Consider the following 13695-nt stretch of genomic DNA (forward strand, 5'->3'; position numbering starts at 1 on the left):
TTGGAACCGGAAATCCTGAAGCTACCTTAGATATAAGAACCTTAGGTGATTATGCAAAAGGACTTCAATTAGGGAATTCAAGCAATAGATTGTTTTTTGTTCCTAAAAATGGTGGATTTGGTTTTAATAATTTGAGTTTGGAAGGGGATGCAGGCCTTTTTTGGTCAGATGGTTTGGGTTCTGGTGACAAAAACCAAAGTGCAGGTTTTGTTTTAGCACCTTTTGCCAATTCGGCCAATGGAATACGTATAGATGCCAATGGTACAGTTGCTATCGGAACATCCTATGCTGGCAATGGCACCTATAAATTAGCCGTGGAAGGCAAAATAGTCAGTGATGACATTAAAGTTATGCTTCGCACGGCTTGGCCGGATTATGTGTTTGAGAAAAACCATAAACTTATGCCATTTGAAGTATTGCAAAGCTATGTAACTAAAAACAAGCACTTACCAGGCATACCAGCAGCAAAACAGGTAGAAGAAAACGGTATAGAGTTGGGAACTTTAAACACAAAATTGGTTGAGAAAATTGAGGAGCTAACACTTTACATCTTGCAACTATACGAAACCAACCAAGCCTTAAAAACCCGTTTAGAAACAGTGGAAAGCAAGTTAAAGAAATAAATCCGCAAACACTAAGATATCATGCAAGCCACCAAGAGCATAATAGGGGTGTGTGCGGCAGTATTGTTTCCTATGCTGCTTATTGCACAAGATACCTATATAAACCAGAACCACAGCAGCGGCAGCCAAACAATCACAGGCGACCGAGTGATAGCACCCGGCAACAATGGGAACGTATCTATCAGTAACACATCACAAATTAATGCCAAAGGCCGCAACGAAGTACAATTAAAACCCGGCTTCCATGCCGGAGATTTTGAAAGTAATGGCTATTTTCATGCTTTTATAGACCCTAACCAATCCTTTGATGTGCCTTATAGTGCAGAGCCAATCAGTAACGAGGAGTTTGACCAACGCACCATAAACACCAATAAACCTGTGGGAGCCATACCCGGTATTTTTAATGTAAGCCCCACCGGAGCTGCTACCTACACTATACCTATACAAATACCCTCGGGCACTGCCGGTATGCAACCCTCGGTGGCACTTAGCTACAGCAGCCAAAGCGGCAATGGCCTATTAGGTATGGGATGGAACTTGGCATGTCTATCGGCTATAACACGGGTAAACAAATCCATACATTTCGATGGTAAAACCGAGGCTGTGCAGTTGGATGCCGAGGATGCCCTCGCCCTCGACGGGCAACGCCTTATTAAAAACGGTAGCATTTACCGCACCGAAATAGAAAATTACAGTAAAATCATCCCTATTGGCACGGCAGGCAATGGGCCCGAGCGGTTTACCGTGCAAACTAAAAACGGCCAGACTCTCGAATACGGCCTTACCGCCAATAGTCGTTACATGGCAGCCAACCAAAGCGATGTATTGTTTTGGCTGCTTGAAAAAGTGAGCGACCCATACGGCAATTATATACGTTACACTTACCGCCAAGAAAACAACGAAATAGTTCTCAGCCACATAGACTATACCGGCAACGAAGCCTCAGGCCTAAACCCCTACCACCGGATACAGTTTACTTACGATTACCGAAACGACAAAAACGAAGTGTTTGTGGCAGGCACAGGTATAAAATCCAATTTGCTACTTACCCTCATCACAGTAATCGCCGACGGCCTTAGCTTTAAGACCTACGAAATGAATTACTTCCACCGCCTTTATAGTTACCTGCAAGAAGTAAAAGAATTTGGTAGCGATGCCTCGGAACTCAACAGCACTATTTTTAAGTATGGGGAGGAAGTGGGGGAGGTTGAAATCGAAGATTTTGAAGGTTTCTTGGGTAGTACCACAGAACTGCAAACTTTCGATTTTAATAACGCTGGATTTTCGGATATACTCTCAGCTAACTTTACTACGTCAAACTCTCTCGGACTAAAAGAATTTACAAATTATAAAATTTACTTAAAGAATCAGCAATCACAGGGTTTTTCATATTCAACCTATGGTTATTTTCCAAATACCCCTTTCTTAATTGAGAATTTAAATACTCCTAATAGTGAGGATTGGATTCAAATTCCAAATGGAATTTCCTCTGTTACCTCAGATTTCACTGGTGATGGACTGGGAGACATTCTAATTTCAAGTCTTAGATTGGAAGATAATAATGATAACGATACCAGTAATGATTTTTTTCATATCCAGAGCATGAACATTCATTCATTCAATGGCTTTTATTTGGAAGAAATTCCGATAAACCTAGTTGCCAATTATTGTAGGATACAAAAATCAAAAAAATACATATATTTTGGAGACTTTGATGGGGATGGAGTTAAGGATATTTTAACTGCATTTTTGAAGAATGACGATAATAATGTTGCCAAAATATTTATTTCTTATCCCAAAAGACAATTATACAATATTCCGATAAGTTTCTCCAATCCAAAAGAAATTTTTGATGCCTTTGAAATTGCTGTTATTGATTTTGATGGTGATGGGCGTGATGAAATTATAGTTTTTAATGAACCCACAGAGTTCATAAAGACAAATATTTACTCATTTAAATTGAATTCAGCAGAAACTATTGTTAATGAAACTCTTATTTACAGCCAAGGGGCAATTTCAACGGATAGAAAATTATATATTGGCGATTTTAATGGTGACCGTAAATATGATTTATTAAGGTTTAATGGTTCAGAAGACTTTAATAATGCCGAATGTATTGCCCAAGTATTTTTCTCCAAAGGAGATTTTTCAGGTTTTGAAATTTTCAATTTTTCGTTACCTAGTTACAGTCTTCCCGAAATGGTACTTAGAGACGAACTAAAAATATTTGATTATAATTCGGACGGCAAATCAGATATTATGATTGCCTACGATCTTCAAGATGGAAATGAACAAATTAAAATTTACAGTTTTAATGGAATAAGTTTTACATCAGATCAATACAGTTTTACAGGTTCTATAAGTACAGAAGAAAAATATGGTCTTTTGTCTGGTGATTTTAATGGTGATAGTTTTATAGATGAATTATTATGTAGAGAAGGCTTTCAACATAATCCTCTGAAGATCATTTATTTTAATAAAAATTCAACTGAAAAATCTTTGGTTGGCTTAAAAAATGGATTTGGCCTGGATGTTAATATAGAATACAATACACTTTCAAGAATATACAACAATCCAAACATTTTTCCGAGCACTTATCCTTTTCACAAATTTAACTCACCGCTACATGTTGTTACAAAAACAATTACACCAAATGGTATAGGGGGGGAGGTAAATATAGAATATAAATATTTAGATGGTTGGTTAAATCTTGAAGGCAAAGGTTTTTTGGGTTTCAGACGCTTTGAGACCAAAGACCTGAATAGCGGGATAAGTTCGGCAATCGAATTTGGCTTAGATGATGCTCCCGGAGTTGATGGTTTTAAATCATACATTCTCTACCCGAAAAGTCAGAAAAAATGGCTTACCGATGGGGATGATTTAGACAACAACAATCAATGGATTTCGGCAAGTGAAAACACATATAATATAATTCGCTTTGGCACATCCAAACGTTTTGCATTAATGTTGGATAATACCGTTAGTAAAGATTATCTGCACAATTTCTCGCAAAAAACAACTCATACCTATTATACATTCGCTGGCCAAAGCGGTACTGGTAACCTCGATGAAACTAAAACCGAAGTGTTTGAAGTACTTTCGGCAAGCGGAACCGCTATTGAAAGCAATACAACTAAACACGAAAATTATGTAAGCAACGGAAGCTGGACGAGTTGGCTACCCAAAACCATTACCACAAGTGCTACGAGGGCTAACAGCACGGTGGGTAAAAAAACAACATTTTTGTATAACGACTATGGTAGCCCCTCAAAGCAAACCGAATTCAGCGATAAGTCTCAAAAGATTATTACCGAATTTGAATACGACCCCTTTGGTAACGCTACTAAAACTACCCTTACTGCCGCAGGGCAAACCAGAATTAACCGCGCAGAGTTCGATGGCAAAGGCCGCTTTGCCTTGCGTACGTTCAACCCGCTGAACCAAAAAACCGAATACGAATACGATAAACGCTGGGGCAAACCCACCAAAGTTATCAGCCCATCAGGTCTTATTAGCCAAAACAGATACGATGCTTGGGGCCGTTTGGTTAATTCCACCGATCCCACTAACATTGAAACCAACACCACCTACGAATGGGCGATAGGTACGGTGGAACATTCGCTATATAAAACAGTAAGCACCCAAACCGGTTCGCCAAGCAATGAAACATTTTTCGATGCCTTGGGTCGCGAACGTTATTCAATTAGCAGTGCCTTCGGCGGAAATTTTGTTTGTGCCGAAAAAAAATACAATGCCAAAGGGCAGGTACTAAGCACCACCGATCCGTTTTACCTCGGTGGAATTCCTATAACAAACACCAGCAGTTATGATGTATATGGCCGACCAGTGTCTGTTACCAACGGAACAATAACCAACGCATGGGCTTATGATGGCAACACTGTAACACACACCGACCCTGCCGGGCGTACCTCAAGCAAAACAACCGATGCCTCAGGCCGATTGGTAAGCACCACCGATGTAGGCGGCACCCTTACCTATACCTACGATGGAGCAGGCAGGCCATTGCAAACACTTTCAGGAGGCACTGCCTTAACTACCATAGAATACCACCCCGATTACGGTTGGCAAAAATCGCTGGCCGATGCCAACGGTGGTACAACCCAATACGAATACGATCTGCTAGGGCGGCTCACCAAGCAATCCGACCCATTGCAAAAAATTACCACTTTTACCTACGACTTGTTAGGCCGACCTACCACCAAAACTGTTGCCGGGCAAACTACCACTTACGAATACATAAACAGCGGCAACGGCCTGAATCAATTGAAAAAAGTATTAAGTTCCGAGGGTAGCTATCAGGAGTTTTCATACGATGCCTTTGGCCGTAATACTTCGTTTAAGGAAAAGCATGGCAATTTTGCCGAAGTATTTACCACAGTTTACACTTACGACAACCTCAACCGCCTTGCCACTACCACTTATCCATCGGGTTTTGTAACCAAAAACACCTACGATGCTAACGGCTACAATACACATATTAAAAACGCTGCCAACCAAACTATCTTTGCATCAAGTGCCATAAATGCACGCGGCCAACTGACCCAATACAGCCTCGGCAACGGTAAAACCACCCAAAAAACCTATGACTCCTTTGGCCTGCTGCAACGCACCTACTCGCAAGGAATACAAGATTTAGAAACCGTGTTTGACCAAGCAAGCGGCAACCTCTTGGTACGACAAGACAATATCAAGGAATTGAGTGAGACTTTTGATTACGACCAATTGGATCGGTTGACCGCTACAAATCCTGAGGCGATTGACGGTTCTAACATTATTAATTTTAGTACCGGTCCTTATCAAACCACAATTGATTATTCGGCAAGTGGCAACATTATAAGCAAAACAGGCTTAGGAAATTATTATTATCAAAATGGAAGACCCAATGCAGTAAGTGCAATTGACAACAGCCACTTGAACCCTGGAGGAGCTCCCGAGCCTATAATAAGCTTGCACAACCAAACCATAAGCTACCGCAACGACCGCCCCGTACGGATAGCCGAAAACGGCTACTGCTATCAACTATTTTATGGGCCTGATAATAACCGTGCAGTAACCGAACTGCGGCAAGACGATGTAAGCACCACCGCTACAGGAGACAGCATTCTTATTAGCCGCCGTTTTTATTCAACCAATTACGAACTTCTTGAACTCAGCAACGGTGACAAATATCAAATAAACTACATCCCCGGTGGTGATGGCTTGGCCGCAATCTTTGTTAAGCCCATCCCTTCGGGTGGTGTTTGGGGTGGGTCTGGGGCTTATTATTATGTGTATAAGGATCATTTAGGAAGTATTGTAACCCTCACCAGCGAACAAGGCAACGTAGTATTTGAACAAAACTTTGATGCATGGGGCAAACCCCGCAACCCCGACACATGGGCGTATTCTACCCCTTCCCATGGGGCTGGGGAGGGGGAGGGGCTTGAAGTCGAAGGCTGGTTGAACCGCGGCTACACCGGCCACGAAATGTTACCTGAGTTTGATTTGGTGAACATGAACGCCCGCCTCTACGACCCCAGCGTAGGCCGCTTTTTAGCAGTTGACAATTACGTGCAAGATGCCACAAGCACACAGGGTTATAATAGATACAGCTATTGCCTGAACAACCCACTCAAGTACACTGACCCGAGTGGGGAAATTGCATTAATTGATGATGCGATATTAGGTTTGATTGGTGGTACAATTAATATTTTGACCAACTTAGGCAATATACATAGTTTATGGCAAGGATTAGGATACTTTGGGATTGGCTTTGTAAGCGGGGCTTTATCGGAATATATTACACCAGTTGGGTCAGCAGCTTTAATGGGTGCTGGAAATGCAGCACTTGGAAGCTATGTCAACACCGGGCATGTTGACCCCGGTGCTGTAATCCAAGGGTCTTTAACATCTGCAATTGTAAGTGGCATGACAATGGGGCTTGGACAGGCCATTGCCCCATCGCTAAGCAATGCATTTTCCGGTATTGCAAGCCCTGTTTTAAGAGGAGCGATTACCCAAGGGGTTATAGGCACAGGACTTGGGTCTATTGGCGGTGGACTTGGTGCAGCGATGAATGGAGGTGATGTATTGCAAGGCATGGGGCAAGGAGCACTTTGGGGAGGTGGTATTGGATTTGCTTCAGGGGCATATGGTGGTTTTCAATATGCTAAAGCACGAGACCTTAATCCGTGGACTGGAAGGTCAATATTAGAACCTCTCACCCCTTTAAAACCAATTCCTGCAACTAGTATTTCTTTATCTACATTAAAGCCCGAATGGAAATTAGCGCCAAGCCCACGTGGCTTTGCAATTGAAAAAATAACCATGGACGAATATTATTCAGATTGGGACCATACACCATATAAATCTACATATGATGGGATTTCGCCAGACCAGGGAAAGGTAGTAAGTATTAAGTCAAATTTTTCAATATCAACAAGGCTACCCATAACAAATAGCTTGAATAGACTTGCCGAGATGCCAACGTCGATAACAAGAATTTTGCATGTAGTCACACCTCCAGGGTATGTGCCTGGCAATTGGAATCAACTTTCAAATTTTTGTTCCGAAAATGGTATAATTTTGCGATTAACTCATTATTAATACAAAAAATGAATTACAGGCTTTCATTACCTTACAACTCATACTCAAGTGTTTCAGAGGCATTCAAGTTTATAACTGAGTTTATCGCTTTTCATGTTGAAGGGATACAGTCCTCTAATTCCAATGGTTGGATAGAATATGACTATAATAAAATAATTAACTATTTAGATACAAGTAATCTGGATTCTTTCAATATAGTTAGTAATTTTTCGAATTATCTTGATTTTAAGAACTCGATAACTTTTCGAAGATTACATTTGCTCCAGCTTAACCTTTTTGCATTTTCGTTGGAATCTCCTGCTAACATGAGGTTTGAAGAATTATTATATTCTGCAGCAAAAAAAGGGTTTACAATGATGTTGCGTTTTGATTACTCAAAAGCTAAATGGCAGAGTGAAAGATTAATTGATAATTACAAAGCATTTAATAAAAACTTTGAACACCTCCCAAAAATATGGGATGATGAATTAAGTCCAATTTTAGGAGAGGTGATTGATATATCAAAAAATCCTGGCCATTTAAAAGAAACCCAAGGTATTATTTTAATGGCAGCACCAGAAATGTGGTTTGGTCCAGGGAGTTGGAAATTATTCGACAAAAAAAGGGTAATGAGTTTTCCAAAGGCAATAAAGATAAAAGAGATATTGCCTGATGTTATTTATGTTAAGCTTTTTGACCCCGATGAGTCTGACTATGAGAAATACGAAATACTTGACCTTCAGAAAAAATTTAGGGAATGGACAAGGATGGACGAGATAGAACAGAATCTAAATCAAACATCTTCAAAACCAACTAAAGCTGCTACGTTAAAACTTGACATAAGAGACTCCGTTAATACAATAGAAAAATTAAATATTACAGACTTAACAAAAAATATTAGGAACAAATAATGGCCTGTTTTGATAATTAGCAACCACAATATAGTAGTATAACAAAAAAGCCGGATTGTCCCGGCTTTTTTGTTACAACCAATAAGGGTCTATTACTTCCAACCCTTGAATATTTTTAAAATCTTTGGTGTTGCGTGAAACCAGCACCAACCTGTTTTGCAATGCTGTTGCAGCGATTACGGCATCAGGCAGTTTTATTTTATACAAACTGAGACCGTTGCATAAATAAAACCGAAAGGATTTGAGGTTTCAATTGGTAAAATTTCAGGTTAAAAAGTCGTTTTCAAGTCGTTTTCATGCACTTTTTTTGATCAATAAGCCTATTTTTAGGGTTCATTTTCCTTATTTTTCCCTACAAGACGCAATTATCCCAGCAGATCGATATAGGTTGTAGGCAATTGCTTCCAAAACATGTTGGGTATGTGTTTTGGCCAAGCCAATATATCTTGCTATTCCGGCTCCAAACTACCTTACCTGTCCCGCAAATGTTCTTTCCACCTTGTACCTAATTTTACTTATTGTTTTATTGAACTTAGTTTCCCATTTGGTCAAGACTCTACCTCTTGCCCCTTTCTTCATTAGTCTAGGTTTCAATTTTCGTTGTTTTAAAATTTCAATGTTGTTTTTAGACTGATATCCCTTATCTTTAACTCAATTTCTTCCATGAAACGGGTTGGGTACGATTTATTGTTGGGCAAAATTTTCGATGAGATTGACTTTAATAAAATAATGGAAGAATTTTATTGAACTGGTTCTAGCTAAAATTATAATTAAATTAGGAGAGGAAATTATTATTACTTGCTTGATGACATTAGATGTAGAAGGATTTGTAAAACAGCTATCGGGAATACCTTATGAGAGAAAGAAAAGAATAGCTTTTTTATTTTGGAAGTAAGGTAATAGCTTTTTAAATACCAATTGCAAATTATCAATTATTTCATTGAGTTCGGTTTGTTTAAGGTCGACTTTTATTGATTTATCGTAAATGGGGAAAAGGAAAATTTATCAGGGGCATTATTACTCATACCGTGATTAAGCAATTGTTGAAAAAATGAAAGATAGAAAGCAAGGAAATACATCAATTAATTTTTAACTTTACAAATAAATCCATCATCATGAAAGCAAAATTTCTTATACTGTTTATTCTTTGTAATTATTATTCATCTGCCCAAACAACCAGCTATTGCCCTCCTGCAATAAAATACTCCTATGATGCTGCTGGCAACCGCATTCAACGCAATGTATATCCTAGTTGTAGGTTGGAAGATAATGGTGAATCAAATAATTATCCAGGTTCAGATTCCCTTAATTATGCCAACCAACAGGGATTTGAAATAAAACTCTTCCCCAACCCTACAAATGGGCAAATGCAAGCTGAAGCAACAGTCGGTTTTATGGAACTAGAAGGTAAAGCCGTTTACATCCAAACCATGAAAGGCGAATTGCTTCACAAACAGGAAATTAAAGAAAGTAGTTTTACCTTGGATTTTACAACCTATTCACCTGGTTACTATATTGTTCGTATTTTGGCTAATGGTTACAGTAAAAACTGGAAAGTGCAGCGGTTGCAGTAAATTGTAGGGGGAAAGAAAATAGCTTACCCAACCGCCTCATTTCCTCCACCAAGGTGTTCGACATTTGGTGCGTAGGCTCCACAAATACAAGACAGGCAAAGGCCTCCGTTAGGAGGCCTTTTTCGTTTAGGAGAATTTTCGATCAAGCTCTGCTTGAATCGGAAATTCGACAAAACGAAAAAAAGGACGCATAGCGGACTTAACCTGACTTGTTGACGTTGGGTGCAGTTGTTTCGAGTTTCAAACCCGAAACAACTGAAAGGAAATTTTTAGCATATTTACACCATAAACCACTTACTCCCTATGTTCAAACTTGAATTAGCCGCTGCCCATTCCAGTAGAAAAGGAACACTTGGAGTAGCGGGATTTACTTTTTAGAAGTTGAAGGAATAAAATACTGTAAGTTGCTGATTTTAAAATAATAATCCATTTATATTGTCAAAATGAATCGAATAGCATTTACAATTGTCATTCTAATTTTATCAAACTATGGAATTAAATCCCAAATACCATTATCAAACTTTTATGGAACTAATATTCATTTATGCGAAGGAGACACAGTACATTTAATTGATAATTCGCAAAATAGTCCAACAAGTTGGCAGTGGATAATAGCCTCTAATTCAGACACAGTTATATTTTATGATCAAGACCCTATCTTTATTCCAGCCCCCAATAGTTTATATACTGTCACATTAATCACTACTAATTCCTTTGGTTCAGATACATTTACGCGCATTAACTATATTGATAATTCTATTTACGCACAAGTAAGTACTGGAAACAATGGATATACTGCCAATTTATATAATTATAACGGACAGTATATTGAACCTGTAAGTTATGCGTGGTCTCTCAATGGTGACTCCTCAATTTATAATGCAAGTACATTCCCCTTTTTACTATTGTCGAACAATTGTTTAAATGTTATTATTACCGATATGTTGGGTTGTAATTACATAGACTCATGGTGTCTTCAAAATTATTGGTTTGCAAATTCTTTAACAGATTCAATAATCTGCCAAGGCGTAGAAATTACCCTGCAAGATCCATCAACCAATAATCCTAATAGGTGGGAATGGACATTTATTGGGCCAGATACACTACATTCAACTGCTCAAAATCCGACTATTCTATTCCTTGAAGCCGGATCTTATACTGTTTCACTAAATAGTTATTCCGTAAATTCAACAAATGAATATTTATACCATTCACCTATTGTCATTTTACCAAATAGTCAACCGTATGTATCAATTGAATTGTTGAGTAATTCATTTTGCTATGGTGACACAGCTCTACTCACCATAGACTCCTCTATATCAGGCAATACTCTTTCTTATCAATGGTTTCTAAACGGAGACTATACTGGCATTTCTTCAGATACTTACACTACCGTTTTAATTATGGATACAAATTATATCTATGCAACAATGCAAAGTAATGAAGTTTGTTCAGTTTCCAATATGGTTTATAGTGATTCAATAAATGTTGTAATAAGTTCTCGACCCAATGCAAGTTTTACAATGGACACAATAAATATTCCACTTATATCTTTTGATGGGCAATCCTCCTCAATTGGAATAAATTATAGTTGGACTTTTGGAGATAGTACTCTTAATAGTATTGCACCAAATCCTGTGCATCAATACACTTCAGATGGCTTTTTTACCGTCTGTTTAACTATTAGTGATTTAGCAGGCTGTCAGGATGATACTTGTCAAGTTATTAATATTAACTCTTTTGAAGTAGGAAATTCTGAAGAACAAACCCGAGGTTTTTTTCTTTTTCCAAATCCAGCCCAGAATTTCATAACTATTCAATCTCAAAATAATTTGCAACAAACATTTTCAATTTCAAATAGCATGGGTGAAGTTGTTTATAAAAGCCCCTTTTCAAAAGAAGCTAAATTTTTTATTAATCAATTAGAAGATGGAGTGTATTGGGTTAAAGTAGGAAACAAAACAGAAAGATTAATTATATTAAGATAAGTATTACAGTATTTTGTTAGTCTATTTGCTTGCAATTTATCAACAAAAGTTGAACCTTTATCCGTGCTTTTAAGTAGATATATATTGAGACCATTACATAAATAAAGCCGAAGAAATTTTAGGTTTCAATTGGTAAATTTTCAGGTTAAAAAGTCGTTTTTTTGCTTTTTTTGATGAATTAGTCGATTTTTAGGCCTGATTTTCTTTAATTTTCCCGACAAGACGCAATTATCCCAGGAGATCGATATAGGTTGTATCATACTGTATCCTTGACATTTACCAATTTTAATTTATATAATGCTAAAGAAAACATAAAAGTTAATCCAATGCTGTAATGCTTTTGGCTTGCACCCCGGGTTAGGGATTGCAGTGGAAATCCTTTTTGTCGAGGTCACGAGCAAAAAGATTGGAACGGAAAGCCCGACCCGTTAGGGGAACCCCCAAAAAAGCCTCTAAAAGCTCTTTAAGAATTGATATTTCGGGGTAAAATCAAATTTCTATTGGATATGCCGGAAGGAAACAATTTTACGTAACTAATATGCATTTATTCCAGTAGGAAGGCTTATCTTTGTTCCAATCTCCTTTGCAATGAAAAACCTACTTCTATTCTTTTTTCTTTTCTCTGGTATTATCAGCCAGGCTTCCAACCCTGAAAAAACCTATGTGTTTTTCAATGTGCCAGGCCTAAACCCAACCAATGCCGGACAATATAAATTAGCTATTGAACAACAATACAATGTCGTGGTTGATTATTATTGCGTACCTGCACACATCTTTGCCGTTCCTATCGAAAATGGAGTAACGGAAGAACAAATTATTATAAAGGTAAAGGCTTTAACTAATAATACTGCCGTTCATTTAACTAACTATTCCAAAGCTGATGCCTCTGCGGCATGTGCATCTACCAGGTAACTATTCTTCTACCTCAATTCAGCTCCAAATTGACTTTTAAACGTTTCCATCAATTTGGCCATTACTTTCTCTATTATAGCATCCGTTAAGGTTGTTTCCTTATCCTGAAGTATAAAACTTAAGGCATACGATTTTTTACCCTCCGGTAAATTCTTGCCTTCATAAACATCAAAAACATTGACTGCTTTTAACAATTTCCGCTCTGCCTGAAATGCAGCTTTTTCTAAGTCAATATACGCCACACCTTTGTCTAATAATAATGCCAAATCCCTTCTTACCTCCGGAAATTTGGAAATCTCCGTAAATTGGGTCTTAACACTTCCTACCATTCGCTCTAAATCGCTCCAATTCAATTCGGCAAAATAGACCATGCTATCTACATCCATACCCTTCAAAAAAGATCTGTCTAAAGGTCCGCAAACCCCAACCACCTTATTGCCTCTAATTACCTGAAACTCTTGCTCAAATACACTTATTTCTGAATCTACTTTCTTCAACTCTAAACGCAATCCTAATTTCTCGCCTAAAAGCGATAATACCCTTTTTAGACTATAAAAACTGGATTCCCGAGTTGTTGATTGCCAATTCTCTGGATTTATTGAACCCGCCAATACTATTCCTAACCGATCAGTTTCCTTAATCGTATTGGTTTCTCCCCTTTTTAAATAGGTTTTACCAAATTCAAACAATCCAACCGAACTTGCTTTTCTATTAATATTGAACCGCAACGATTCTACCAATCCAAACACCAAACTGGTACGCATAATCCCCAATTCCGAACTCAATGGATTTAATACCTTCACAGCTCCTTCCCCTCCTATAATACTTGCATACCTATCCTGAGTTAAACTATTATTCATTGCCTCCGATAAACCAATAGCCGAGAAGCACTCTGCTACCGATTGCCTAATCCGGTCAGAAGAAAAATAAACAGGCAAATTTGCCGGAACCCGAATTGCACCTGGCATGGGTATTCGATTTGGCCCATATATCCGAATAATTTCTTCTACAACATCTGCTGCTCTGGTTACATCATTCTTGGCGGTTGGAACCAATAACTCCAAATAAGCAGAACTCTGCTCCCGAATCTTAAATCCTAAAT

8 protein-coding genes are annotated in these 13695 nt (G+C 38.3%); 6 read left to right on the forward strand and 2 right to left on the reverse strand.

The genetic code is table 11. The annotated features are described in order from the left end of the window. The 3 genes from K1X82_12475 to K1X82_12485 all read left to right on the forward strand — a co-directional run. A partial coding sequence (locus tag K1X82_12475) for a hypothetical protein (GenBank protein MBX7182921.1) occupies positions 1-623 on the forward strand: 623 nt, incomplete at its 5' end. Between the two features lie 21 nt (positions 624-644). Then, positions 645-7229 carry a hypothetical protein gene (locus K1X82_12480; protein ID MBX7182922.1) on the forward strand — a complete coding sequence of 2195 codons (6585 nt, stop codon included), beginning with the start codon at positions 645-647 and terminating at the stop codon, positions 7227-7229. 8 nt (positions 7230-7237) lie between these two features. After that, entirely contained in the window at positions 7238-8119 is an 882-nt protein-coding gene (locus K1X82_12485) for a hypothetical protein (GenBank protein MBX7182923.1), read from the forward strand. Positions 8120-8584: 465 nt separating this feature from the next. Here the strand turns inward: K1X82_12485 and K1X82_12490 are convergent, their stop codons facing one another. Beyond that, positions 8585-8737, reverse strand: coding sequence for a hypothetical protein (locus K1X82_12490; GenBank protein MBX7182924.1), 153 nt, complete (start codon positions 8735-8737; stop codon positions 8585-8587). Positions 8738-9234: 497 nt separating this feature from the next. Between K1X82_12490 and K1X82_12495 the strand changes: the two genes are divergently transcribed. The 3 genes from K1X82_12495 to K1X82_12505 all read left to right on the forward strand — a co-directional run bounded on the left by K1X82_12495 (position 9235) and on the right by K1X82_12505 (position 12593). Further along, entirely contained in the window at positions 9235-9693 is a 459-nt protein-coding gene (locus K1X82_12495; protein MBX7182925.1) for a T9SS type A sorting domain-containing protein, read from the forward strand. 443 nt (positions 9694-10136) lie between these two features. Next, complete coding sequence (locus K1X82_12500; protein MBX7182926.1) at positions 10137-11681, forward strand: PKD domain-containing protein; 1545 nt, start codon at positions 10137-10139, stop codon at positions 11679-11681. A gap of 588 nt (positions 11682-12269) precedes the next feature. Next, entirely contained in the window at positions 12270-12593 is a 324-nt protein-coding gene (locus K1X82_12505) for a hypothetical protein (protein ID MBX7182927.1), read from the forward strand. Between the two features lie 8 nt (positions 12594-12601). Here K1X82_12505 and K1X82_12510 read toward each other — a convergent pair. Continuing rightward, positions 12602-13695 (reverse strand): phenylalanine--tRNA ligase subunit beta (locus tag K1X82_12510; protein ID MBX7182928.1); only part of this gene is annotated, 1094 nt, incomplete at its 5' end.

The sequence above is a fragment of the Bacteroidia bacterium genome (genome assembly GCA_019695265.1).
In the GTDB taxonomy this organism is placed as follows: domain Bacteria; phylum Bacteroidota; class Bacteroidia; order JAIBAJ01; family JAIBAJ01; genus JAIBAJ01.